The sequence below is a fragment of the Terriglobales bacterium genome, assembly GCA_035691485.1.
Taxonomy (GTDB): Bacteria; Acidobacteriota; Terriglobia; order Terriglobales; family Acidobacteriaceae; genus JAIQGF01.
This window is the reverse complement of sequence record DASSIZ010000116.1, coordinates 17022-42168: the sequence shown is the minus strand read 5'-3', so window position 1 is coordinate 42168 and position 25147 is coordinate 17022. Positions and strand designations below refer to the sequence as shown.

Annotated in this window: 26 protein-coding genes; 10 read left to right on the top strand and 16 right to left on the bottom strand. The window is 61.6% G+C overall.

What is annotated here, in order from left to right; genetic code table 11:
* Positions 1–28: 28 nt before the first annotated feature.
* Complete coding sequence (locus VFI82_14805; GenBank protein HET7185954.1) at positions 29–1042, bottom strand: energy transducer TonB; 1014 nt, start codon at positions 1040–1042, stop codon at positions 29–31.
* Between the two features lie 588 nt (positions 1043–1630).
* Between VFI82_14805 and ileS the strand changes: the two genes are divergently transcribed.
* Both ileS and lspA read left to right on the top strand, forming a co-directional pair.
* The gene (gene ileS, locus VFI82_14800) at positions 1631–4471 is read left to right on the top strand and encodes an isoleucine--tRNA ligase (protein HET7185953.1); all 2841 of its coding nucleotides are present in this window, start codon (positions 1631–1633) and stop codon (positions 4469–4471) included.
* On the top strand, positions 4461–4985 hold the full coding sequence (gene lspA, locus VFI82_14795) for a signal peptidase II (GenBank protein HET7185952.1): 525 nt from the start codon (positions 4461–4463) through the stop codon (positions 4983–4985). Before ileS ends, lspA begins: the two co-directional genes overlap by 11 nt.
* On the opposite strand, the gene VFI82_14790 is transcribed toward lspA, so the two are convergent.
* Positions 4986–7256, bottom strand: a complete 2271-nt coding sequence (locus VFI82_14790) for a transglycosylase SLT domain-containing protein (GenBank protein ID HET7185951.1) — start codon at positions 7254–7256, stop codon at positions 4986–4988.
* A gap of 13 nt (positions 7257–7269) precedes the next feature.
* Positions 7270–8475, bottom strand: a complete 1206-nt coding sequence (locus VFI82_14785) for a hypothetical protein (GenBank protein HET7185950.1) — start codon at positions 8473–8475, stop codon at positions 7270–7272.
* 277 nt (positions 8476–8752) lie between these two features.
* Between VFI82_14785 and VFI82_14780 the strand changes: the two genes are divergently transcribed.
* From VFI82_14780 to VFI82_14765, 4 genes are all read left to right on the top strand, one after another.
* The gene (locus VFI82_14780; GenBank protein HET7185949.1) at positions 8753–9379 is read left to right on the top strand and encodes a sigma-70 family RNA polymerase sigma factor; all 627 of its coding nucleotides are present in this window, start codon (positions 8753–8755) and stop codon (positions 9377–9379) included.
* A complete protein-coding gene (locus VFI82_14775; protein ID HET7185948.1) occupies positions 9376–9618 on the top strand; it encodes a zf-HC2 domain-containing protein in 243 nt (80 codons plus the stop codon). Before VFI82_14780 ends, VFI82_14775 begins: the two co-directional genes overlap by 4 nt.
* Before the next feature lie 207 nt (positions 9619–9825).
* Complete coding sequence (locus tag VFI82_14770) at positions 9826–10068, top strand: hypothetical protein (protein ID HET7185947.1); 243 nt, start codon at positions 9826–9828, stop codon at positions 10066–10068.
* Between the two features lie 196 nt (positions 10069–10264).
* A complete protein-coding gene (locus VFI82_14765; protein HET7185946.1) occupies positions 10265–10456 on the top strand; it encodes a hypothetical protein in 192 nt (63 codons plus the stop codon).
* Between the two features lie 67 nt (positions 10457–10523).
* Here the strand turns inward: VFI82_14765 and VFI82_14760 are convergent, their stop codons facing one another.
* From VFI82_14760 to VFI82_14750, 3 genes are all read right to left on the bottom strand, one after another.
* On the bottom strand, positions 10524–11738 hold the full coding sequence (locus tag VFI82_14760) for a M48 family metalloprotease (protein ID HET7185945.1): 1215 nt from the start codon (positions 11736–11738) through the stop codon (positions 10524–10526).
* Positions 11739–11999: 261 nt separating this feature from the next.
* On the bottom strand, positions 12000–12377 hold the full coding sequence (locus tag VFI82_14755) for a hypothetical protein (GenBank protein ID HET7185944.1): 378 nt from the start codon (positions 12375–12377) through the stop codon (positions 12000–12002).
* A gap of 157 nt (positions 12378–12534) precedes the next feature.
* Entirely contained in the window at positions 12535–13809 is a 1275-nt protein-coding gene (locus VFI82_14750) for an inositol-3-phosphate synthase (GenBank protein ID HET7185943.1), read from the bottom strand.
* 193 nt (positions 13810–14002) lie between these two features.
* On the opposite strand from VFI82_14750, the gene VFI82_14745 reads away from it, so the two are divergent.
* On the top strand, positions 14003–14863 hold the full coding sequence (locus VFI82_14745) for an SDR family oxidoreductase (protein HET7185942.1): 861 nt from the start codon (positions 14003–14005) through the stop codon (positions 14861–14863).
* A gap of 60 nt (positions 14864–14923) precedes the next feature.
* Here the strand turns inward: VFI82_14745 and VFI82_14740 are convergent, their stop codons facing one another.
* Positions 14924–15325 carry a DUF3592 domain-containing protein gene (locus VFI82_14740; GenBank protein ID HET7185941.1) on the bottom strand — a complete coding sequence of 134 codons (402 nt, stop codon included), beginning with the start codon at positions 15323–15325 and terminating at the stop codon, positions 14924–14926.
* Between the two features lie 123 nt (positions 15326–15448).
* On the opposite strand from VFI82_14740, the gene VFI82_14735 reads away from it, so the two are divergent.
* Positions 15449–16006 carry a DUF4440 domain-containing protein gene (locus tag VFI82_14735; protein HET7185940.1) on the top strand — a complete coding sequence of 186 codons (558 nt, stop codon included), beginning with the start codon at positions 15449–15451 and terminating at the stop codon, positions 16004–16006.
* A gap of 65 nt (positions 16007–16071) precedes the next feature.
* Here VFI82_14735 and VFI82_14730 read toward each other — a convergent pair whose 3' ends face one another.
* The 3 genes from VFI82_14730 to hemQ form a co-directional block, all read right to left on the bottom strand.
* Entirely contained in the window at positions 16072–16737 is a 666-nt protein-coding gene (locus tag VFI82_14730) for a DedA family protein (protein ID HET7185939.1), read from the bottom strand.
* A 32-nt stretch (positions 16738–16769) separates the two neighbouring features.
* The gene (locus VFI82_14725) at positions 16770–16991 is read right to left on the bottom strand and encodes a hypothetical protein (GenBank protein HET7185938.1); all 222 of its coding nucleotides are present in this window, start codon (positions 16989–16991) and stop codon (positions 16770–16772) included.
* Positions 16992–17060: 69 nt separating this feature from the next.
* Complete coding sequence (gene hemQ, locus VFI82_14720; GenBank protein ID HET7185937.1) at positions 17061–17927, bottom strand: hydrogen peroxide-dependent heme synthase; 867 nt, start codon at positions 17925–17927, stop codon at positions 17061–17063.
* A gap of 168 nt (positions 17928–18095) precedes the next feature.
* On the opposite strand from hemQ, the gene VFI82_14715 reads away from it, so the two are divergent.
* Positions 18096–18806, top strand: coding sequence for a chlorite dismutase family protein (locus tag VFI82_14715; GenBank protein HET7185936.1), 711 nt, complete (start codon positions 18096–18098; stop codon positions 18804–18806).
* A complete protein-coding gene (gene nth / locus VFI82_14710) occupies positions 18806–19669 on the top strand; it encodes an endonuclease III (GenBank protein ID HET7185935.1) in 864 nt (287 codons plus the stop codon). The genes VFI82_14715 and nth overlap by 1 nt, the downstream gene beginning before the upstream one ends.
* A 47-nt stretch (positions 19670–19716) precedes the next feature.
* Here the strand turns inward: nth and VFI82_14705 are convergent, their stop codons facing one another.
* The 6 genes from VFI82_14705 to VFI82_14680 all read right to left on the bottom strand — a co-directional run bounded on the left by VFI82_14705 (position 19717) and on the right by VFI82_14680 (position 25118).
* Positions 19717–20511 (bottom strand): uroporphyrinogen-III synthase, encoded by a 795-nt coding sequence (locus VFI82_14705; GenBank protein ID HET7185934.1) that lies wholly within the window; start codon positions 20509–20511, stop codon positions 19717–19719.
* A 31-nt stretch (positions 20512–20542) separates the two neighbouring features.
* Positions 20543–21478, bottom strand: coding sequence for a hydroxymethylbilane synthase (gene hemC, locus VFI82_14700; GenBank protein HET7185933.1), 936 nt, complete (start codon positions 21476–21478; stop codon positions 20543–20545).
* The gene (gene hemA, locus VFI82_14695; GenBank protein HET7185932.1) at positions 21478–22782 is read right to left on the bottom strand and encodes a glutamyl-tRNA reductase; all 1305 of its coding nucleotides are present in this window, start codon (positions 22780–22782) and stop codon (positions 21478–21480) included. Before hemA ends, hemC begins: the two co-directional genes overlap by 1 nt.
* The gene (gene ccsA, locus VFI82_14690; protein HET7185931.1) at positions 22779–23600 is read right to left on the bottom strand and encodes a cytochrome c biogenesis protein CcsA; all 822 of its coding nucleotides are present in this window, start codon (positions 23598–23600) and stop codon (positions 22779–22781) included. Before ccsA ends, hemA begins: the two co-directional genes overlap by 4 nt.
* A gap of 160 nt (positions 23601–23760) precedes the next feature.
* Positions 23761–24117, bottom strand: a complete 357-nt coding sequence (locus tag VFI82_14685; GenBank protein HET7185930.1) for a hypothetical protein — start codon at positions 24115–24117, stop codon at positions 23761–23763.
* A gap of 8 nt (positions 24118–24125) precedes the next feature.
* Positions 24126–25118, bottom strand: coding sequence for a DUF4931 domain-containing protein (locus VFI82_14680; GenBank protein ID HET7185929.1), 993 nt, complete (start codon positions 25116–25118; stop codon positions 24126–24128).
* Positions 25119–25147: the final 29 nt, after the last annotated feature.

The following is a 25147-nucleotide window of genomic DNA, read 5'->3' as shown; positions in this document are numbered from 1 at the left end:
CTTGGCGTGTTTCGCTACAGCGAATTCTCTAGTACAGCCTGAAATTGACCTCGACGTTGATCTGGACCGCGACCGGGCGGCCGTCCTTCATCGCCGGCTCGAACTTCCATTGCCGGACCGCCTCGATAGCCTTCTGATCCAGGCCCATGCCGAGCGAGCGCGCCACCTTCACCTGCTGCGGGTGACCGCTCTGGTCCACGATCAGCCAGAGCACTACCGTGCCCTGGTACTTGGCCTTGCGGGCTTCTTCCGAATACTCGGGATCGGGAGTGGAGAGAGCGCGCGGAGCGGATACGCCGCCGCCGACCTTGAATATGCCGCCTCCAATGCCGCCGCCGCGGCCAGGGCCGACGCCGGGTCCTTCACCGGAACCCACGCCGCCGCCGGAGCCGGAGCCAATGCCGCCGCCGGAACCGGTGCCGTTAGAGGGCGGGCCGGACGGGATCACCGACTTCGGATCGCCGAAATTGGGCAGCGCGGCTTGTGCGATCTTCACCTGCGGAGGCACAACCACGGTGGGCTCCATCGGCAGCTTCGGGTGGTCGTTGCGGATCACCATCGCCGGAGGCGTGAACTGCTCCATGGCAAACTTGGGCAGACGTCCCTTCGGCGCTTGCAGTTTGTCGCGATCGCCGCCGCCACCGCCGCCGCCGATGGTGTCATTCTTCTTCGACGAGAGCGGCATGTACTGCGAAATGTCGGGGGCGATCAGCGTGATCTGCTCTTGCTTCTGAACCTGCTTGACTACCCTGGCGCCCGCCAGCGACACCGCGATGATGCCGCCAATCGCCAGCATATGCACGATGGTGGATCCCACTGCGCCGCGCTTCTTGTAGTTGTATGAGCCCCAGATTTCCCGCACCGGGACCGGTTTCGAGGTCAGGTGCAGGGGCGGAAGCTTTTGCGGATGACGCCAATCGTGGATCTGCCGCCGTAACGATTGCCAAAGCGACAGCTCGAAATCTTGGGGAAGCAGCAGGTTCAATTCGGGTATGGACGGCCGGACCTGCGTTGGAGATGGAGTCAATAGCTGATGTGCCATAGTACCTTTTGTCCCGGGTTCAGTCCCTGTCGCCTCTGTCAGGAGCCGAATTCACCTATGATGTTCAGCACATTTGGTGCCAAGTTGACCTGCTGCCAATGATGTGAGCACATGCACGTCCGCGACCCGGGCCGTCTTCCCAGACCTGCCGCTGCCGAATGTTGGTGTCCAAATGCTCACTTTTGGGTGCGGAATGGCCCCAAACGCCGCAATGTACTCTACGAAATACCGAAAATTTGATGCCGAGCCTCAGCCCGCCGATACAGCCTCTGGGACGAAAATGCCCAAAGCGCGAACCAACCCTGCAAACCGAGTCCTGACCCCACTCTGCATATAAGGCTAACACGGGGCTGCTGCAGGAGTCGCGGTCAGAGGTACATGACACGAAAGTTTTACACGCTGAGGACAAGAATTGCGGTGGTACTTCGGGGCATGTACCTGACAAGAGAACACATCCGGCAACAATCCTGGGCTGCAATTTTTCGATTCCCGCAATCGGCTTCGCCATTACTCCCGCGATTGAAAGGTGAGTCAGTGATGAACTCGCTATAATAAAAACTTACCCTCATCGCGGAGACCAGGACCGGATTGCCGCAAGAACTGAAAGCCACGCTGAACTTGCCGAAAACCGAGTTTTCGATGAAGGCCAACCTGCCCCAGAACGAGCCCAGGATGCTCGCCCGCTGGGAGCAGATGAAAATCTACGACCTCATCCGACAGGCACGCCAGGGCGCCCCGGTCTACCTGCTTCATGACGGGCCTCCGTACGCCAACGGGCCCATTCACCTGGGGACGGCGCTGAACAAAACCGTGAAGGACTTCATCGTCAAATCGAAGACGATGGCGGGCTTTGATTCGGCTTACATACCTGGATGGGACTGCCACGGCCTGCCGATCGAAATCAAGGTCGATGAGGCGCTCGGACGCAAGAAGCTGGAGATGGACCCGCTCCAGGTCCGGCAGGCGTGTCGCCAGTACGCGGAAAAATTCCTCGACCTGCAGCGCCAGCAGTTCAAGCGCATCGGTACTTTCGGCCGCTGGGACCAGCCCTACTCCACCATGACCCCGCAGTACGAGGCGGTGGTCATCGAAACCCTGTTCAAGTTCATCGAGCAGAACGCGGTCTACAAGGGCCTGCGCCCCGTGTATTGGTGCATTCACGACAAGACCGCCCTCGCCGAGGCCGAGGTCGAATACAAGAACCACGTCAGCCCCTCCATCTGGGTGAAGTACCGGATGACCAGCGATCCCGCAAAGCTCGATCACGCGCTCGCCGGCAAGCCGGTTTCGACCATCATCTGGACCACCACCCCGTGGACGCTGCCCGCTTCCATGGCTGTCGCTTTTCACCCCGATGAGGAATATGTTGCGCTCGCCTCGGGCGGCGAGCTGTACATCGTCGCCGACAAGCTGGCGCAAGTGACCGCGGAAAAATGCGACTTGCAGCGCAACGTGGTCGCGCGCTTTCCCGGGCGCAAGTTGGAGCACACCACCTACGCGCACCCCTTCCTTGATCGCCAGATCCTGGGGGTGAACGCCGAATACGTGCACATGGAAGAAGGCACGGGAGCGGTGCATACTGCGCCCTCGCATGGCGCCGACGATTTTTATACCGGGCAGAAGTACAACCTCGACCAAACCTGCAACGTGGACGAATCCGGCCGTCTTCGCCACGGCTTGCCCGAATATGACGGCAAGACGGTCTTCCAGGCGAACGATTCTATCGTCGAGTTGCTCAAGGCGCGCGGCGTGCTGCTTCACGTCGAGAAAATCGAGCACTCCTATCCGCACTGCTGGCGTTGTCATCACCCGGTAATTTTTCGCGCCACCGAACAGTGGTTCATTTCCATGGAAGCGAAGCTCGGTGGCGGCACGCTGCGCAGCCGCGCCCTCGATGAGATCAAGAAAGTGCGCTGGGACCCGGCCTGGGGCGAAGAGCGGATCTCCAACATGATCGCCACCCGGCCGGACTGGTGCATTTCGCGGCAGCGCGTCTGGGGCGTGCCCATCGCCATCATGTTCTGCGACGGTTGTGACGAGTTTCTGCGCTCGCCCGAAGTGGAGCGCGCCATCGTAGACCTGTTCCGCCGCGACGGCGCCGATGCCTGGTACAGCGTGAAACCGGAGCAGATCGTTCCCCCCGGCACCAAGTGCGGCAAGTGTGGCGACTCGCGGTTCCGCAAGGAAACCGACATCGTCGATGTCTGGTTCGAATCCGGCTGCAGCTACCTGGCGGTCCAATCGAGCGAGCCCGATTTGCCCTGGCCCTCGGACATGTACATCGAAGGCGGCGACCAGTACCGCGGGTGGTTTCACTCTTCCCTGCTTTGCTCCATTGGCGCGCGCAATTCCGCGCCCTACCGGATCGTGGGCACCATCGGGTGGACGCTCGACATGCAGGGCCGCGCCATGCACAAATCCCTCGGCAACGATGTCGATCCCGTCGACATTGCCAATCGCATGGGGGCGGAAATCGTGCGTCTGTGGGTGGCATCGGTGGATTTTCGCGACGACGTGCGCTCCGACGAATCCCTCATGCAGCGCATCGCCGAAACTTATCGCAAGATTCGCAACACCTTCCGCTACATCGTGAGCAATCTCTACGATTTCGATCCCCAGCGCGACGCCGTCCCCTACGCGGAAATGGAGTTCCTCGACCGGGTGGCGCTGGCGCAGACGGCGCAGGTTTCGCAGCGGGTCCTGGCATGGTACGAGGCCTTCCTCTTTCATCGCGTCTACCAGGACGTGAATGAATTCTGCGTAGATGCGCTCAGCAAAACGTACTTCGACATCGTCAAGGATCGCCTCTACACCTTTGCTCCAGACTCGCATGCGCGGCGCTCGGCACAAACTGCCATCTGGCGCATCGGCGAGGCGCTGGTGCGGTTGCTGGCGCCGATCATGAGCTTTACCGCCGATGAAATCTGGACCTTCCTGCCTAAAGTCGCCAATCGCCAGTCGAGCGTCCACCTGGAAGTATTCACTCAGCCCGAGAGTATCCCCGGGGAGGGCTTCTCCTTGACCGGCAAGGCCACGCAGGCGCTGCTGGCGGAGTGGCAGGAGCTGTCACAGGTCCGCGACGAGGTGCTGAAGGCGCTGGAGAGCGCCCGCAATGAAAAGTTGATTGGATCGGCCCTGGAGGCTGAAGTTCGACTGGGCGTCCCGGAATCGTTGTACCCGCTTGTGCAGCGCCACCAGAACGAATTGCGCTACTTGTTCATCGTCTCCAGCGTCCAATTAGCAGCAGCTCCTTCGGGTAACGGCAGCGGCGGCGGAATTACCGTTGAAATCCGCAAGGCTCCCGGCCAAAAATGTGAACGCTGCTGGAATTACTCCACCCAGGTGGGAGATGATGCCAAGTATCCGACCGTGTGCGAGCGCTGCAGCGCGGCCTTGAAGGAGATCGAGACCGGAGCCCATGGACGATAAGACGAGCACGGGAACCCACGCGATGCGCAAGTACCACTTCCTGATCGCCATCCTGGTGGTGGTGCTGGATCGCGGCACCAAGTGGTTGGTCGCCGGCAAAATCGCGCTGCACGACAGTATTCCCGTCCTGCCCGGCTTCTTCCGCCTTACTCACGTTCAGAATCCGGGCGCCGCCTTTGGCCTGTTTGCCGAATCGTCCTCGGAGTGGAAGGTCGCCATCCTCATCCTGTTTTCGATTGTCGCCTTGGCGGTGGTGTCGGCGTTGCTTTGGAAGAACAGCCACAGCATGACCGTGACCGGCGTAGGGTTGTCGCTGATTCTTGGCGGAGCTCTCGGGAATCTCTGGGACCGCCTGCTCAACGGGCGGGTAGTGGACTTTTTCGACTTCTACCTCGGCAGCTACCACTGGCCCGCCTTCAATATCGCCGACAGCGCCATCGTGGTCGGGGCGCTGCTGCTGGTCGCCGAGATCCTCTTCGCCAAAACCCCCGCCGAACAGAAAGCTGTTCGCTGACTACGGCGTCCCGTACAGGCGCTTGTATACCGTGGCGTTGCGCAGCACCGACTGCACGTACTCGCGCGTTTCGGTGAACGGGATCGACTCCACGAACTCCTGCGCGTCGCGGTATTTGCCGTTCGAAAGCCAGGAATCAACCCGGTCGGTGCCGGCGTTGTAGGCGGCCAACGCGTACTCCACTTTGCCGTTGAAGTGGTCCACCAGTTCGCGGAAGTAGCGCGTGCCAAGTTGCAGGTTGTAATTGGGCGTGAGCAGTTGCTCGTTCGAGTAGTGCACCTTCATCGAATGCGCCAGTTTCTTTCCCGTGCTCGGCAATACCTGCATCAGGCCCCAGGCGTTGGCGTGCGAGATCGCTTCCGGGTTGAATTCCGATTCTTGCCGGATCAGCGAGGCCACCAGGAACGGGTCGAGTCCATTGTTCGAGGAGTATTTCTTCACGTCGGTCCACCACGGGCGCGGGAACAGGTCTTCCCAGTACGGCCGCGGCAAGGCCTCCAAGTCCATGGCGAAGTACGAGGGCACCGCTCGCTTCAGCACCTGCAACGCCCGGTAATACTGCCCGTTGTCCCGGTACAACCGCGCTATCTCCGCCGTCGCCCACGACGCACCGTCTTCTTCCTCGGCCGCCATCCTCAACTCTCGGATGGCGAACTCGGTCAGGCCGCCGTTCTGCAACAGCTCCGCCTTCTGCGCCCGCAAGTCATCCGCGGGAGGCTGCACGCGCGTATACGCCGCGGTCAGCTGGATTGGCGGAATCTTCTCCAGCACCGGATCGCTATCGGTGGCGGAGGAGTGTTTCAGCTCCTGCAAGCGCTCGCGCGCAAGTTCCGCGTAGTAATAGTTGCGGAAGCGTTGCGAGAGTTTCTGGTAATACACGCGGGCCTTGGGCGAGTTCTGCTCCTCTTCCGCCAGGCGCGCGCGCCAGTACACCGCCGCCGGCACTTGTTGCGATCCCGGGTAGAGTGCGATCTGCTCCTCGAACCCCTTGCGCGCGGCGTCGGCCCGTCCTTCCCGCAAATTGAGCCATGCCACCTTCCAGTGCGCGTACGGCGCCAGCTTCCCCTGCGGGAAGCGCTCCACGATTTCGCGATAGCAATCGATGGCGCGGTCGTAATCGTTGCGCAGCAGGAACATGTTTCCCGCGCTCAGCAATGCTTGCTCCAGGTACGAGCTGGTGGGCGTAGTCTGCCGCAACTGCGCCAGGATGCTCAGGAAACGTTCGTCGTCGTTCGACCCGCGCGCCATTTCGCCCAGGTAGAACAAGCGCTCGCCATTGAGCTCGCTCGAAGTCAGCGACATCGATTCCAGCATCTGCCGCGCTTGCCGATCGTCCCCGCTGCGGTGCAGCGCCCCGGCCAGCGCGACCTCGACTGCCGGCCGCTCCTCCGGCGTCGCCAGCGGCAACAAGGAGCGGTATTCCTGCGCCGCCTCGCGATAGCGCTTCGCCTGCGCAAACTGGTCGGCGCGGGCCTTCTGCAGCGCGTAGTTGGCGCCGATCTCGCCGGAGGCGCTCAGCAGCTTGCCTGCATCCTCCGCTTCCGCGGCCAACGGCGTGGAAAAATAAAGGTGCCGCAGAACGTCCGCGCCGCGCGCCGTGTCTCCAGCGCGCAGGAGCGCGCGGCCGTACGCGTATTCCAGGTCCGAACGATAAGGACGGCGGTACTTGTCCAGCAGAGCCGCCGCCTGTGCCGCGCTGCCGGACGCAACCAGTGCGTTTGCATAAGCCACTGCGGCATCTCGCGAGAAGATCGAGTCCGAATACCTGGTGTTGAAGTCACGCAGGGTGGCAACTGCCAGCTCGGTCTGGCCCGTAGCCTGGTACGAGGAACCCAGCAGGTATGTCGTGTAGTCGGCCAGGTCGCCGGCTCGCGCCTGCGCCAGCTTTAGCGGCAGAATGGCCTTTGCCGGATCGTGATCCAGCGTGTGCGCATAGCCGAGCGCGAGATTGGCCAGGACGCCGGCGTCATCGTGGGCATGTCGCCGCGCATATGCTTCCACACCGGCGTAGGCCGCTGGGCTGCGGTTCTCGAGCAACTGCCGCGCCATCGGCTTCAGTTCACTGGAGGCGACAAACGCGCGCCGGATCCGCCGGATGCGCTGCGGGCTTACCGTCTTCTTGCGCCGCGCCTTGCGTTTCGTCTTGGCCGATGTTTTCGTGGATTTCTTGCTTGAAGTCTTCGGGGCAGTTTCCGCCGTCTGCGTCGCCAGCGCAGTGGACGTCGCCAGCCAGATTGCAATGGTGAGAACTGCCAGGACCCGATTACGCACCACGATTTTCAATTTACCCCGTAAAGCCGCTGCCCAGCAGTGAAGGATCGTCATTAGCTAAGATGCGCACCAGCTCCCGGGTGAAATAGTTGGCGCTGGCCGCCGCCGTCGCGCCGTAGCGCTTGTCGTAGGTGGCCCGGCTTTTGTCGATGTCGTCGCGCAGGCGCTGGTAGAGGTTCCTTTGCATCCGCCCTTCCGCCACCTTGGCCTGGTTGTACAACTTGATCTCATCGACCAGCAACTTCGCAAAGCGCTTGGCCTTGCGGTGGATCTCTTCCTCGTCCGGGCTCAAGTTCGAGGGAATCGCAATGGTTGAAGTCTCCAGTCCGGCCGGAACATGTTCCGGCTCCGGTGCGGCGGCAACCGCCGCGGTTCCCCCGCCGAAGACCGATTCGGGCGCCATGGCCGGCTGCGCGGCATACATCGGCTCGACCGGTTCTGGTGACGGCTTTTCGTACACTGCCGCGGATGGTTCGTACGCCGGCTCGGGTGTCGGTTCCGGCGCGGGCGCTGGCTCGGCGTACTTCGCGAGGTGACGGTCGGTGTCTGAACCGTCTGCCCGCGTCGCTCCGCCCTTGCGCGACGCCATGATCTCGAGCCACATGCCCGCGCAATGGACCACGGTCTCGACCGCCGAGGGATCCAAGTTCCCATCCAGGCGAAAACCGGCATCGGCATAGACCAGCGCCGCCACCTTGTCCCGGATGACCAGCGGCAGAACCATCACATTGGTTCCCTCCGCCGGCGCTCCGTAAGTGGAAACGAATTGCGCGTCGAACTCCGCCGCTGATCCCGAAGCTGTCATGCGCTCACGGTAAGCCCGCGCCGCCAGGCCCTCGTTCAAATCCAGGCTCAAAGCTTTGATGGAATCCTTGTTCTCCAGGCCGATGGCTCGCCAACCGGTGGCAACTCCGGCGCGGATGACGAACAGCGCGGTGCGGTCGGCGAACTTCGAAACTCCCTCCAATAGCGACATCAGGATATCGACCTGGGTGGTGGAATCGCGAACCAAGTTTATCGCCGCATTCAGGAGTTCCGTGGACGCGCCGCTCGGCGCAGCCGGCGCGAGGGCAGCGGCGGGCGCTGTTTCAGCAGCGATTCCCTCCAGCTCCTGGCACGCTTTCTCCACCAGCTCCTCTTTCAAGGCGGTGACGTGCGTCGCCAGGCTGGCGCTCACCACGCGGTCGATGATTCTCCGGATATTCTCCGATTCCCCCATCGCGACCTCTTTCCCCCTTTTCAGCGCAAGGCCCGCAAAGCCCGGCTTCCGCGATTATATGAACCCACTTTCCAGTGTCAATGTGCGACCAGATACATCCGGGGGGCCCCATTCAATCCCGGTTCTGGCTCCAGTGGGAAGCGGATGAGTCGGGTTGCAATACCGCCGGGGTTCAAAATCCTGCCGTCCGGCAAAACAGGGGTGTGCGGACTGCTCCAAACCATTACAATGTCTGTTTCGCGCATTGGTTCGCGTAAATTCTTGAATCGGGGCAGTGATGGGAGCCATCCAAAAAGTAGATGAACCGATCAGCGATGAGTTGAAACTGGTTCGTGCTGCGAAGGCGGGTGACATCAGCGCCTTCGAGCAACTGGTCCATCGCTACGATCGGAACGTCTTCCGCATCGCGCAGCACATCACGCAGAATCGCGAGGATGCCGAAGACGTGGTTCAGGACGCGTTCCTGAAATCGTACGAGAACCTGAAGAACTTTCAGGAGCAGTCAAAGTTTTACACCTGGCTGGTGCGGATCGCGGTTAACGAGGCGCTGATGCGCTTGCGTCGCCGCCGTCCAGAACGCATGTTGTCCCTCGACGAAGACGTTAAAACCGACGAGGACAGCATGCCGCGGGAGGTCGCGGATTGGAGTCCCAATCCCGAGCAGCTGTACACGCAGTCCGAGCTGCACGACATCCTCACCAAGACGATCCAGGGTTTGCCTTCCAGTTTCCGCACGGTTTTCGTGCTGCGCGACGTGGAAGGTCTTTCAACCGAGGAGACGGCCGAAGCCCTCGATTTGAGCATTCCGGCGGTGAAATCCCGCTTGCTACGGGCTCGCCTGCAGTTGCGCGAGAGGCTGAATAAGTACTTTAAAAAGCGTAAGAGCGGAGACGGCAAAAAGTGAACTGCTCGGATTTCCTGAAAGAGCTGACAGACTATCTCGACGAAAGCCTCGACGCCCGCACACGGACCGAGTTGGAAGAGCATTTGCAGTGGTGCCACAACTGCTTCGTCATCTGCAACACCACCAAGAAGACCATCGAAATCTACCGCGACTCACAACTTTACGAATTACCCGACCATCTCCGCACTCGGCTGCGCGCCGCCATCATGACCAAGTGCCAGAACCACAAGAAGGCCTAGCAGCGCCGTTTTTGCGGGTGATTTTCTGCTGCATTGAATCTTATTCTTCGCTGCGCTCTCCGTTTCTTTCCAATCGATTCGCCAAATTAAACAATCCAAAGCGATTGCATTTCGCCCCATAATCGAACCTTTTCCGGCTACTCTGAATCTAATTCCTGGAGCCGGAACTTTCCTTCCGCTCGAGGGTTCGCAGTACAAGGTAGCGCCATGACGATCTCAGGCATCTTCGACGCGCTGTTCGGCTGCGCGCATAAGCGTTACAGCTTTCCCATTACGACCAAGCCGGGTCACCGCCGCAGCGAAGCTGCCGCCGTCACCGGCACGTATGTGGTTTGCCTGGATTGCGGAAAAGAATTTCCGTATGACTGGCAGGAGATGCGGTTTGTCTCCGCGCGCACGAATGTGGGCGACCTCCGCGAGGCTGCCCGGCCTTTGGCCAAGTCCGCTTGAGTTGCGATCTGGCAAATTATCCGCCCTGGGAAATGCCTACTTCTTCGACGCTCGTAAAGATCCTTTCCTGATTCGTGCCGTCCTGCGCCGGTCGCCGGCTGCCGAACAAGGCGCCGCCACGCTAAATCGCGCTCCCAGGGCCAACTTCCGTCGCCCCCTTCGGGTTCTTATAGCCTGAGACCGCGGGTACTCATCAATGCTGGACAGCTTCCGCCGTAACCTGGTCGTAGCTCTGCTTGCCGCCGCTTCATTCTTCATGTTGCTGCTCATCGTGCAGCAAGGCCACACCATCGACAGCCAACGCGCCCTCATCCGTCAGTTGTTCCGCGACAGCATAGAACTGAACGCGATGAAGATGCGTAAGATGCAGGACGCGGTCAACCACTGAATCACTCTCCCGCCAAACTAAAACCGGCGGCATCTCGCCGCCGGCTGTTCTGCGAACACCCTGATTGTTAGTCGTTGTCTCTGCGTTTCAGCGTCGGACGATCGTCGTCATTGCTGTCTTTTCCATCGCCCGTTTTCTTGCTGTTGTCAGCGGTTGTACGGCGGAGCGTCGGACGGTCTTTGTTGTCGTCCGGACCGGTCATCTTGCGGCGGTTTTCGATTCCGGCCAGACGCGTTTTGACGTCGTCAAACTCGGAAGTATTGATGATGTACTGATCGCGCGCCGGCAGCACCTTCGCAATTTCAGTTTGGCTCTTGGTGATGCGGTCGGGGGTTTGCGGATGCGTGGAAAACGCCTTGGCGAGCGACCCCGGCTTCTTCTTCTCCTTGGCCTGGATCTTCTCGAAGAAGGAGATGAATGCCTGCGGGTCGTAGCCGGACTTATACATGTACTCCAGCCCGAGGTAATCGGCTTCCGCCTCGAATCCGCGCGAGAACGTCAGGAACGTCAGCGGCAGTCCGATGCCGGCCGCGGAGCGGATCGCGTAACCCAGGCCCCCACCCACGAAAATCAGGGGAATGCTTGCCAGGTTCGCGAACTGCGCGCGCGTCATCTGACGCGTAGCATGGCGCGCCGCGACGTGCGCGATCTCGTGCGCCATCACGCCCGCCAGTTCCGCCTCATCGTCGGCCGCCAGGATCAGTCCTGAGTTGACGTAGAAGAAGCCGCCGGGCAGCGCGAACGCGTTGATCTCATCGGAATCCACCACCTTGATCGTGAACGGCACGCGCGCGTCGGAGTTCCGCACCAGGTTCTGCCCGATCCGGTTGACGTACTCCGTCACCACCGGGTCCTGCACCAGTTTCACGCTGGATTCCACCTGCGCGGCATATTCCTTGCCCATCGCGATTTCTTTTTCCAGCGAGTACCAGTTGCCCAGCCCTTTGCCATTGCCGATCTTGCGGTTGCCGATGGCATCGATGTCGTTCTTGCCGCCGTCGTGGCTTTCCTTCGGTGGGTTCGCCACCTGCGGAACCGTATCCGTCGGCGCCAGCTTCGGACTATCGGGACCCGGCTTCGTATCCGTGCTCTGCGGCGTACCGGTCACCGGCGGCGCCCCGGTTGGATTCGGGTTCTGCGGATCTGCCGTCTGGTGTGTGCCCGTCACCGGTGGCGCTGCCGTCGGATTCGGATTCTGCGGATCCGTGCTTTGGGCCAGCGTATATGGCGCTAGCGTCGCCACAAATAACGCGGCTACAAGCGTATAGGCACGAAACTTCATGTTGCACTTCCTTTGGGATGGCTTGCCGACGAGCTCGTTGGTTTCCATTATACAGCTATTCTGTCGGGCACCAGGCCCCGGTTGGGCGCAGTCCCCTTCTCTCTTTTTGATGTACGTTTCCCTGGCCGGGTGTAGTTAATTGATCCCACAATAATCAGGGCGCGCCTGTCCTTCTCCTCTACAACCCACCTACCCACAAGAAGTCTCGGCTAAAGAGGGATGAATGCTGCACACGGCTAGGCGGTTGTGGAAACCGCCTCGTCAGGTGCTCTTCAGGCTCTCCGAGCGCTCCGAAGGCTCAATCGTCGACGCCCCGTGCAAGCTCAGGATTTCAATCTTCGTCGCCCGCCACTCCCCGCTCTTGTCCTGCTGCGCGGTTACCCGTACCTCGGTCCCGGTGGAGATGGAATTGACCGCCGTCTTCTGCCGCTCCGTAGCCGGGACGGTGTCGGAGTAAACCACCCGCGCCCGCCCCAGCGCCACCCGCCGCACCTGGCCGTTCGCGCTTTTCAGGTAAATCCAGCCCGGGGTCACCTCCGGGCCGTGAATCACCACTCCGCGAAACGTCCCGGGGGTGTCGGCCCAGGCGAAGGTTGCAATCAGGAATAGAGCCAGGATCGGCAATGCCAGATTACGCATGGCAGATTCGATGCCGGAGCAGGTGGTTCGGGTTACGTAAAAAAACTCGGTTCCCGCTAATCGGTTCTCGGCGGTTGCGTACACATAACCGGCCGACAACCGATCATCGAAAACCGCTAACGCGTATTCGTGAAAACCGATGGCTGATGGCTGCTCGCTAGTCGTAATATTCCAGTCCGAGGTGGGTGATCAGCGACTCGCCCTGCAGGTGCCGCAGCGTGTTCTTCAGCTTCATCAGCTGGATGAACAGGTCATGCTCGGGATAGAGTCCCGGCGCCGTCATTGGCGATTTGAAATAGAAGCTCAACCATTCCTGGATACCGATCCCGCGCAGTTCCGCGCTGCGCTTGGCCAAGTCGAGAAACAGCACCACGTCGAGTACGATCGGCGCTGCCAAGATCGAGTCCCGGCACAGAAAATCCACCTTGATCTGCATCGGGTAGCCGAGCCAGCCGAAAATATCGATATTGTCCCAGCCTTCCTTGTTGTCACCGCGCGGCGGGTAATAATTGATCCGCACTTTGTGGCAGATGTTTCCGTACAGCTTCGGGTACAGCTCCGGCTGCAGGATGTGTTCCAGCACCGAGAGCTTGGATTCTTCCTTGGTCTTGAACGAGCCCGGATCGTCCAGCACCTCTCCGTCGCGATTGCCCAGGATGTTGGTCGAAAACCATCCGCTCATCCCCAGCATGCGCGCCTTGAACCCGGGCGCCAGGATCGTCTTCAGCAGCGTCTGCCCGGTCTTGTAATCCTTGCCGCAGATAGGCGCTTCGTTGCGTCGCGACAGCTCGTGCATGGCCGGGATGTCCACCGTCAGGTTCGGCGCACCGTTGGCGTAGGGCACGCCTTCGGACAGCGCGGCATAGGCGTAGATCATCGACGGCGCAATATTTTCGTCGTTCTTCGCCAGGCCTCGTTCGAACGACTGCATCGTCTGGTGCACCGCGCTCTGCTGCAGGAAGGTCTCCGTCGAACCGCACCAGATCATGACCAGCCGCGTCGCGGCGGAAGTCTTCTTGAACTCCCTTATGTCTTCCCTCACCTGCTCGGCGAGGTCCATCTTGGTCTTGCCCTTCTTGACGTTGGGGCCATCGAGCCTCTTGACGTAGTTGCGATCGAAGACCGCGGGCCGCGGTTTGATGCCGCTTAGAAACGGCTTGATCTGGTCCACCAGGTCGCGTTCCAGCACCCCGGCTTTGCGCGCGGCGGCGTACATGTCGTCTTCGAACGGGTCCCAGCCCGTAAACACCAGGTCGCTGATCTTGGCCAGCGGCACAAACTCGTGAAGGGATGGCGAGCGGCCCTCGGTGCGTTTGCCCAGCCGGATGGTGCCCATCTGCGTCAATGATCCGATCGGCTGCGCCAGGCCTTTGCGCACCGCTTCCACGCCCGCGACGAAGGTGGTCGCCACCGCGCCCATGCCTGGGATCATCACGCCCAGCTTGCCCTTAGGCGCCGCGATATTGCTCGCTTCGGAACGCCCGGGCGCTTCCTCCGGCTCCCGCCGCCGCGCCGGGGAAACCCTGCTTGCTTGCTTCTGACGTGTCGCCATTATCACTTCCGGAAATCAGAATGAACTCAAAACCGTGTATCTTCTCGTATCGCGACCGGTTTTGCAATTAGACTTGCCGCTTCCGGAAATCGCCGTGCAGAAAGTCGCGCTCATTACCGGCTCCTCCAGCGGCTTTGGCCTGCTCACCGCGGTCACGCTCGCGCGCAAGGGCTACGCGGTCGTTGCCACCATGCGCGACCTTGGCCGCCGTTCGCGGCTGGATGAAGTCGCAAACCGCGCCCGCGTTTGCGATCGCATCGACATCCGCGCTCTCGACATCTCTGATTTCGATTCCATTCCGCGCCTGGTCGAGGAAGTTTTGCGCGACCACGGCCGCATCGATCTTCTGGTCAATAACGCCGGCTTCGCTTACGCCGGCTTCGCCGAAGACATACGCCTCCCCGAACTGCGCCGGCAATTCGATACCAATTTCTTCGGCCACGTGGCCGTCACGCAGGCAGTGCTGCCCACCATGCGCGCCCAACGTTGCGGCCGCATCATCATGGTTTCCTCGGAAACGGGGCGCATGGGATCGCCGGGCATCAGCAGCTACTCGGCGTCCAAATTCGCCCTCGAGGGTTGGAGCGAAACCCTGCGCCTGGAAACCCGGGCGCTCGGCATTACGGTCGTAATCGTCGAGCCGGGCGCGTTCAAGACCGATATCTGGGAGCGAAATACGCGGATCAATCAAGGCCTTCTCGATGGCACCTCTCCCAACCAGGCGCGTGGCCGCAAGCTGAAGGAATGGGCGGTCAACGTCCCGAAAGCCGATCCGCAGCTGGTCGCCGATCTGATAGCTCGCCTCGCCGACGATCCCGACCCTCGCCTCCGCTACATGATCGGACGCGACGCCCGAGCCCGCTGGTTCCTTGCCAACCTGCTGCCTTGGAAGTGGTACGAGAAGCTCGTGCTGCGCAAACTCGGTCTGGAGTAAACGAAACGTTTTGAAGGGGTGCGGCTTCAGCCGCCATGAGAAAGGGGAGGCAGTCCGGCTCTAGCCGCCCAGGGACGCCATCTCCCCCGCGCCGATCACTTCCGCGATGTTCTCTTCCAGCAGGAGCGAAGTCGCGCTCTCGCCTCGCTTGTAGCGGACCTGCAACGCACGGCCCGCCACCGACTTCACGAACCTCATCGCCGCATCCATGTCGGAAAAGGAGCGCCGGTAATATCCGGCGTAGTACTGCCCGCCGACGACATAGGAATAGGCCAGGTCGGCCACGAAGTAACGGTTGGTTCCCGTGTTCGGCTGCCGCCATTCGGCGCGCTCCACCCGGCCGTCGGCGACTGGCCACTTGCGCGCAGTTCGCCGCCGCAACCACTGCCGGACGCGCTCGGCCATCACTGCCAGGAAGATCGCTAGCACGAAGACGCCGGATTGCTGGACTTCGGGTGTCACAACTTGTTCCCCTTTGTTGCATCCCACCATAGCCGGGCCCGGCACAGCGCGCAGTGACCTGGGTCACACGGGCGCCGCCCGCCGCTCGCCCCGCGTATACTCGCCCATATCGGAGCACCTTACATGCGTCTGACCTTCATCGCGTTCTTTGTCTTCGCGCTAAGCTTGGCCGCCACTGCTCAGCGAACGCGCGGCCATCGTCCGGCTACGCCCGCGCCGCAACACAGCCTCGAAGAAGATCAGAAGGCCATTGCCGACTTGCAGCGCCGCGACATCGACGCCAATATCGCCGTCGACACCGACAAAATCATGGCCCTTCGCACCGGCGATGTCGTCTACCTCGTGCCCGGGCGCTCTCCCCTGGTGGGACAGGAGGCGGTGCGCAACTACCTGGAGGACATTCGCCGCCAGCTTGCCGATTGGGACATGGTCGGTTACGAAGAACAATGGCGGGAGGTGCAGGTGGCCGGCGATTTCGCCTTCGAGTGGGGCACCATCAACATCCGCGCCCGGCAGGAAAACGAAAAGCGCGAGTCGACCGCGGTGAGGAATGTCATCCAGGTTCTGAAACGCCAGCCGGATGGAGACTGGAAGATCGCCCGCGCCATCTGGAACCTCCAGGCGCCGCCGGCGTCGCTACCGCCGCCCTCGACCAAACCCCCAGACAAGCCCAAAGAGTAGCCACAGCAGTTCCACCGAAAAACACTTATCGAATTCCATCCGTGTCAATCCGTGGTGATCTGTGGCTAGGTTTTTTCCGTAACCCGGATCCGGTGCTGCCATCGCGACCAGAAAAACCACACCACACCGATCACGATGACCGCCAGGATGAGGGCATCGAAACGGTGAAACCAGATTTTCAGGCGCGGATCGGTCTCCCATTTTTCGCCCAGTTTCATCCCGATGTAGGCCAGCATCAGGCACCACGGAAATGATCCGACGAAGGTGTACACGTGAAATCGCAGCCGCGGCATGCGCGCAATCCCCGCCGGCAGCGCGATGAAGGTGCGCACCACCGGCAGCAGGCGGCTGACCAGCACCGTCCAGTTGCCGTAGCGCGCGAAGAAATGGTCCGCCCAATCCAGTTCTTTCTTGCTCAACAAAATGTAGGCGCCGAACCTCTCCACCAGCGGACGTCCACCGTAGTAGCCGATCTCGTAGGCGATCACCGAGCCCACGTTGCAGCCGATTGCCCCGAACAGCGCCACCAGAACTAGCGTGAATGGCTCGCGGTGGTATTGCGCCGCGATCGAGCCGATGGTCAGCGCCCCGGAAAACGGCATGATCACTTCCGACGGCAGCGGGATGCAGGCGGACTCGATCGCCATCAACAGCACGATCCCCGGGTACCCAAGGGTGGAAATTACGGAGATGATGAAGGCGCTCAGCGCCGCAATGATGTTGGCAATCATGAAGGCAGGTACTAAATACTAGGTGCTCGGTACTAAAAATCCTGCGATTCCTGCGTAAACGTGTAGCCCGGCAGAGTCGCACCGTCGCCTGTCTTTTGCACTTTCACGCGAATGGTGTCGGTGGTGGCGGCGGTGGCGTCGGCGATGCGTAGAATTGCGTACTGCGTGAAAACCTCGTTATAGACCTTGGTGACCAGGAAATTCTGCGAGGTCTCGTCCTTGCGCCAGACCTGTCCCAGCTGGATGGATTTCACGGCCATATTGTCGAGAGTACAGCGCGCTTTCTCAACCAACAAGTTGCTAGTTCGGAACAGCCGCGGCGGCTACCGCTTTTCCGGCAGCTTCCCTTCCAGCAGCTCGCCCAATTGTGCCACCGGCACGCGCACGCCCACGATGAACTCCCCGAACAGCGCGTACACCGCGCTCACCTCGTCGAAGCGCATCTCGTAAATCAGCTTCTTGAACACCAGCGGGTCGTCGGCAAACAGGTCAACGCCCCATTCCCAGTCGTCGAATCCGATCGAGCCGGTGATGATCTGCCGCACCGTTCCCGCGTATCGGCGCCCGACTTTGCCGTGCTCGTCCATTTGGCGCTGGCGTTCCTCGATCGGCAGCGTGTACCAGTTCTTCCCCTCGCCGCGCCTCCGGTCCATGGGATAGAAGCAGACATAGCGCGCCGCTGGGATCTCCGGCCATAAACGCGGCTTCATCGCTTCCCGCTGCCGTTCCATGGCCTCGCTGACTTCCCGGTTCCACTCCTCCGAGTGCGGCTCGATGCCGCGTTCCTGCAGCGTGCGATACAGCTTTACCGACGACTCGTACAACCCCAACTCCACGACCGACAGGTACGACTTGCCGATCTCCAGGTAATCGGAGAGCGCCGTGCGCGAGAGTTCCAGCTCGATCTGTTTCAGCTCGTCGAAGCTCTTGCGGAAGTGCACCAGCAGCAGGTCGCCCTTGTGGCCCAGCACGGAGTACAACGCGCTCTGGCCACTCTCCATTCGCGCCAGCACCGGCGCCGCTTCGCTCACCAGGCGTGAGCGCTCCGCCGAACCCAGTTTCCGCCACGTCGGCCAGCGGAAACGCGCCATCTGGTGCAGCACGCTGGCGCCCTCCAGCGTCAGCGGTACCGGAAACAGTTCCGTCGCGCCGCCCTGCAGGCGCGCCTCGCCTCGTAACGAAGATGCCATCCCTTCACTCCAGAACAAACTGGCAGCCCGCTGCCGACATCCATTCTACTCGTGGGGGGTCAAAATCCATTCCCTGTACGCCGCAACCATGACCTGACACCCGGCTCGGTTTTGCGGGCAGGCGAGCGGCTGTTAATATCTCCAGCGCGGCTCGAAAGGGAGCGCTGAATGCCTGATCGCACGCAACGTGAGGCGCCGGAATTGCGCCGCCAGGTTGTCAGCTTTACGTTTTACAAGCTCCAGCCCGAATGGCGCCGTCTGCCCGCGGCGGAAAAGGCGGAGCACCGGCGCGAGTTCGCCTCCATAATCAGCAAGTGGCGCGACAGCGAGCAGATGACCGTGCTCACCTATTCGCTGGCTGGACTGCACTCCGGCGCCGACATGATGCTGTGGCGCATCTGCTATTCGCTGGAGTGCCTGCAGCAGATGCACTCCGAACTGATGCACACGCACTTGGGTTCTTTCCTGGAAACCCCGCAATCCTATCTCGCGATGACCCGCCGCTCGCAATACAAGATCGGGCGCGGCCAGGACGACGAAAACACCATCAAGTGCGGCCACTACCGCTACGCCTCCGTGCTGCCCTTCATCAAGACCCGCAACTGGTACCAGCTCGCCTTTGAAGAGCGGCAGCGCATCGTCAACGAATATGTGGACGTCATCGCCGAATACCCGCGCGTGCGCATGAATACTTTGTATTCTTTCGGCATCGACGACCAGGAGTACGTCCTGGTGTTTGAAACCGACAATCCCGCCGCTGTCGTGGACCTGAAAATGCGCCTGCGCGAAACCGAGAACGCAACCTACATTCAGCAGGACACGCCGGTGTTCACCGGCATCCAGTGCGACACCGGCAAGATGCTGGAGCAGCTGGGCTGATGGCGCGCGGCATTGTTCCCCGCCAGCCGTCTAAGAGCGGCCGCCAGGAGGGCCGAAGAACGCCGGTGCGTGGCGCATCTCCCTTGCAGCACGGTGTTGCCTCCTCACGCGTGAAGCCTCCGCTGAAGTCCGCGGCCAAGGCAAAGCGTCCCGCGAAGACCACTGTTGCCAAGTCTGCGAAAGGCTACAACCCGCTCGCGCCCGAGCGCGTGCAGGAAATTCTCCGGCGGCTCGATGTCACCTATCCCGACGTCACCTGCGCTCTGCAACACAAGAACGCCTGGGAGCTGCTGGTCGCGACCATTCTCTCCGCGCAATGTACCGACGAGCGCGTCAACAAAACTACGCCCGAGCTTTTCCGAAAGTACCCGACCGTGCAGGCTTTCGCCGCGCTCAAACCCGAGCAGTTGGAACCGGACATCCGCTCCACCGGCTTCTTTCGCAACAAGTCGAAGTCGGTGGTCGGCGCCGCGCAAAAACTTGTCAGCGATTTCGGCGGCGAAGTTCCCGCCGAGATGGACCAACTGCTGACTCTGCCCGGTGTAGCCCGCAAGACCGCCAACGTGGTGCTCGGCACCTGGTTCCACAAGAACGAAGGCGTGGTGGTTGACACCCACGTTTACCGCATTTCCCGCCGCCTGGAGCTGACCACCAATACCGATGCCGCCAGGATCGAACAGGACCTGATTCGCATCATCCCGCGTGTGCGTTGGACCAGCTTCAGCCACGAGGTGATCTGGCACGGCCGCAAGCTGTGCGTGGCGCGCTCCCCCAAGTGCATTGATTGCCCGCTGGAAAATATCTGTCACGCCGCCGACAAGACCTGGAGCACCATCGACATTCACAAGAATGCGAAGCCGTAAGCGGGCATGGCGCAGCGCCAATCATCAATTCAAAAATAGCAGTGAAATTAAATCGAGGTAGCGATGGTGGCGACCAGCCCCGGGACCGTGTATTCCCGCGCTTCGATGTCCACGTGCAAACCCAGCTCGCGCATCGTCTGTGAGGTTATCGGTCCGATCGATGCCAGCTTGGTGCCGGTGAGCAGCGCCTGGTTGTTCTTACCCAGCAGTTCCAGGAAATTTCGCACCGTCGAGGAACTGGTGAAGGTGATGACGTCGGGTTTGCGGCGCGGATCGCGCAGCACCTTGGTCAGCTCGCTGCGCGAAGATTCCGGCGCCACCGTCTCGTAGGCCTCGACCACGTCCACCTTGGCGCCGGCTTTCGCCAGTTCGTTGGGTATCACGTCGCGCGCGATTTTGGCGCGTACCAGTAGCACGCGCTTGCTTTTGACTTCCTGTTTCAGCTCCGCCACCACCGCTTCGGCAACGTATTCTTCCGGCATAACGTCCACCGGCAGGCCGTGGTTTTCGATCGCCTTGCTGGTCGCCGGGCCAATGGCCGCAATGTTCAGGTGCAGCAGGTCGGCCTCCGTTTTTCCCACCTTCCCCAGCCGCGCAAACAGCGCCTGGACTCCATTCACGCTGGTGAGGATGAGCCAGTCGTAGTCGAGCAGGCGCGCGATCGCCTGGTCCAGCGGCCGCCACGACGCAGGCTCGCGAATTTCAATGAGGGGAATTTCAATGACCTCGGCGCCGAGCAGCCTTAAGGCCGCTGACAGCGCGCTCGCCTGGTGCCGCGCCCGGCCCACCAGTACGCGCTTGCCCGCCAGGGGCCGTGTCGCAAGCTCTTCCTTTGTGTTCATTCAAACCTTGGCCAATTGTCCGAGGGTCATTTTACGGTTGTTGCGGGGCCGCTGCGGTTTCGCCGTACACTTCCTGCAGGATCAGGTCGCCGCCGCGCTCCAGCAGTCGCTTGCCAACCGTTTCCCCCAACTTCTCGGGATCGCGGCCGGAGGAATTCTCGCGCAGCACCTTGGACCCATCCGGGCGCGCCACCACCGCGGTCAGGTGCACCATGGCGTCCATCACTTCCGCGTAAGCGCCGATCGGCACTTGGCATCCGCCGCCGAGCTGGTTCAACAGCGCCCGTTCGCAGCTGGTTGCGGCGCGCGCGCCGGCATCGTTCAGAAACTCCAGCTCTGCACGCGTCTGCGTATCGCCGCTGCGTACCTCGATCCCCAACGCTCCCTGGCCCACCGCCGGGCACATTACTTCAACCGCCAGCACCGCGCGAACCCATTCCGTGCGTCCCAGCCGGTTCAATCCGGCGGAGGCGAGGATGATGGCGTCGTATTCGCCCTCTTCCAGCTTGCGCAGGCGTGTATCCACGTTCCCGCGCAACGGAAAAATACTCAGGTCGGGACGCAGCGCCTTCAGTTGCGCCTGCCGCCGCAAGCTGCTCGTTCCCACGCGGGCGCGCTGCGGCAAATCGTCAATGCTGTTGAAATGCCGCGACAGGAACGCATCGCGCGGGTTTTCCCGCTTGGTGATCGCCGCGATTTCGAACTCCGGCGCCAACTCGGTCGGCAGGTCTTTCAGGCTATGGACCGCCAGGTCGATGCGGCGCTCCAGCAGCGCTTCTTCGATTTCCTTGGTGAACATGCCCTTGGTTCCGACCTTGGCCAGGGCAACGTCGGTGATTTTGTCGCCGGTGGTCTTGATGATCTCGAGCGCGACCTCGTGTCCTTGCGCGCGCAGCAGGCCGGAAATGTGGTTTGCCTGCCAGAGCGCGAGTTGCGATCCGCGCGAGCCGATGCGCAGGCGCGCCATCAGTGCTTGGCCCCGTTGGCGGCTGATTCCGACTTGTCTTTCTCTGGCTTGCGCTGCAGGTTGAACAGGCGCCGCACCACGTCGATCACCGTCGTGCCCTGTTCTTCGCGCGCAGCCGTCTTCAGCGTCGTGATCGGCGTGTGCATGATCTTGTTGATGATTCCCCGGCTCATCGCCTCGATCGCCAGCTCTTGTTCCGGCGTCAGTTCCCCAAGTCGCCCGCGCACCCGGTCAATCTCCGCCTGCCGGATGGTCTCCAGGTGATCTTGCAGAGAGACGATTGTCGGCACCACGTCCAGCGTCTGCATCCGCGCCAGGAAGCGCTCCACTTCGTCATTGACAATGTCTTCGGCGCGCTGCGCCTCCCGGCCCCGGTCCGCCACGTGGCTGGAGACCACCTGCTGCAGGTCGTCCATGTCGTAGACAAAAATTCCATCCAGCCTGTTGACCTCGGGATCCACGTCGCGCGGCACCGCGATGTCGATGAAGAACATGGGCCGGTTACGCCGGCGCGCCAGGAACCTTTCGGCATGCTCGCGCCGGAAAATGGCCACCGGCGCCCCCGTCGAGGTAATCACGATGTCGGCCTTGTCGGCGGAATCGTAAAGCTGGTCCCACGGCAGCGCCTGCCCTCCGAACTTTTGCGCCAGCTTCTGCGCCCGTTCGTAGGTCCGGTTGTACATGAAAATCGAACCGGCGCCGTGCGCCAGCAGGTGCCGCGCCGCCAGCTCGCACATCTTGCCCGCTCCGACGAGCATGACCGTCTTGCCGGAAAGCGAGCCGAAAATCTTCTTCGCCAGTTCCACCGCCACTGATGCCACGGAGACCGCCGAGCTGCCCACCGCCGTCTCGGTGCGAACCTTCTTGGCCACGGCGAAGGCGCGCGTCACCAGCGCATCCAGTTGCGAGTTCACCGTTCCCACCGCCCGCGCCACCGCGTACGCCTCTTTCACCTGGCCCAGCACTTGCGGTTCGCCCACCACCATCGAATCCAGGCTGGAGGTCACGCGGAACAGGTGGCGGATGGCTTCCTTGTCGGCATATTCGTAGAGGTGCTGGTCGAATTCCCGGGCGTCGATCTGGAAGTACTGGCTGAGGAAGGTGCGCAAGTCGGAACCGCCGTTGCGCGAACGCGCCAGCAGTTCCACCCGGTTGCAGGTAGAAACGATCATCCCTTCTTCCACCCCGGGATGCTGCGCCAGCTGCTGCACCGCCGCCGGCAGCTTCGATTCGGAGATCGCGAACCGCTCCCTCACCTCGAGCGGCGCGGTGCGATGGTTGACTCCGATGAGTTGAAACGTCATTGCGTCACGAACCTGTGGACCCCGCTAAAATAATTCGCCGCCCAGGCGCTGACCGCGGCAATGAAGGCGAAGGTCGCCAGGTACGCGGCCCTCTTCCCACGCCAGCCCGAATTCCAGCGCGTGTACAGCAGCACCATGTAAACCACCCACATCAGCAGCGACAGCAGGATCTTGGGGTCCAGGAAGTACATCGGCCCGAAATGCTCTTGCGCGATCACCGAACCCGCGATCAGCCCGAAGGTCATGAACGGAAACCCCAGCAGCAGCGACTTGTAGCCGATCTCGTCGATCACTTCCAGCGCCGGCAGCCGGCTCAGCATTCCCGCCAGTTGTTTCGCCTTCAGGCTGCGCTCCTGCAGCAGGTACAGGATGCTGGCCCCGAAACTGAGGAACAGCGCCGCGTACCCGGTGAAGATGAGCGCGATGTGCGCGAAAATCCAGCCGCTGCGAACCAGTCGGGAATCAAACAGCGGCGGCGCCTGCGCGATGGAGGAGGCAAACGTCAGCAGGAACACCAGCGGGAACACGAAGATCCCCGGCGACAGGGTTTTATATCGCGCGTAAACCAGCAGGAAAAACGCCAGGATGACGAAGGCCAGCAGCGATTCGGATTCGTGGATCGACGCCAGCGCCAGCGTCAAGTGCCCGGTGGTCATGGCGCTCTCCGCCAGCGAAACCAAGTGAAATACCATCCCCAGGCTGAGCGCCGGCAGCACGATCTTCGACAGGTAATTGCAGGGCCGGCTCACCGCCGCCGTGGCCCACAGCAGCCCGACCGCGTAAAACCCGACCGCGACTTTTAACCATAACAGCGGCATAGATGGGTCCGCCCGCGCGTGCGGCTCGGTCCGGAGTTGCGGGGCGGGAAGCACAATTATAGCCTTCCTGCTCCGTCCTCATGGTGCTTCCCGGGGGCACGCAGGTGCAGTGGAGGTGGTCACAATCGGCTGTGACCTGCGTCACCATGTGCCCGGCAGGCTACTCCACCCCGATTTCCCCCAGCAGCGTCGCGATTTCTCCGCCGTCCAGCGTCAGGCGCCGTCCCGCCTTCAGCATGTCTTCAATCTCGTCAAACCCCTGCAGCAGCCGCATCTTCGCCGCCGCGTACTGCTCCGGGTCGGTAAGCGTCCGTCCGTGCGACGACGCCCACTCATGGGCTGCCTCGTCGGGGACAAACACGCTCACCGAAAAGCGCGTCTTGCGGTCTGCGCTGGCATCGAAAATGTACTCCGTGGCCGCTGTCTCCCCCGGCAGCGAACGGCGTTTCCCGACAAAGTAGTATTCGTATACGTAGCCGGTCTGCGCGCTGTGCGTCTTGATCCTGCGGAGAGCCATACGGGCGCTCAGTCGCCGGGGCTGGTTTCCCTCAGCCGCGCCGCCGCCGTTTCCGACGTCACCGGCGTGAAGTACACCTCCTTGAAGGTGTACGACTTCGACGTCTTCGGCGACAGCGGCAGAATTTCGATGTGCCAGTGGTAATCCTCGTCGATCGTCTTCCAGTAGTTCAGGATCTCGGAACGGTGCAGCGTGTTTGGCGCGGTATGCACCACGAGGTGGAATTGCTCAGTCACGGCCCGGATGCGCAGCAGCGTGCGCCGCAGCAGGGCGCTCAGGTCGCGGATGCCGCCCGGCCGCTGCACCGTGCGCTCGAAAAATGCCTCGTGCGTGCGCGGTAATATCCACGTCTCGTAGGGCACCCGCGGCGCATACGGGCACATTGAAATGTAGTCTCCTCGCGCTTCCACCATCCGCAACGCCTGCTGTTCTTCCTGCGCGATGATGTCGCAGAATACGCACCGTTCTTTCTGCTGGAAGTACTCGCGCCCGGCCCGCAGTTCGTACAGAACCCGCCGTGGAACGAAGGTGCTGGCGGTGATTTGCGATGTGGGATGATCGAATTCCTGCCCCGCCAGGGGTCCGTGGTTCTTGAAAACCGTGATGTACTTGAATCGCCGGTCGCGTTTCAGATCCAGGATGCGATTGGCGGTGAGCAGCAGGAACTCGTCGATTTCCGCATCGCCCACCTTCCACAGGTTGCCGTCGTGGCGCGGATTTTCCACAAGAACTTCGTGCGCTCCCACCGGCGCCATGCGGTCGTATAACCCGTCGCCTCGCCGCCCCGGTTCGCCCTCAATGCGGTACAGCGGGTTAGGATGAACCACCGCGCGTGACGACCACGGCCCGCCGTCCAGTGATGGACGCGTCGCGATCACCTGCGGCCCGCCCGTCCAATCAGGACAAAAATGACAGCGCGTCTCTCCCGCCGGCGACGGCACCTCGTCACCGGTAATGACCCACGAGCGTGTGATTGGATCTTTGCGCAGTTCCATCGGCATCAGGAATTCACTTCCAACGGAAGCATTGT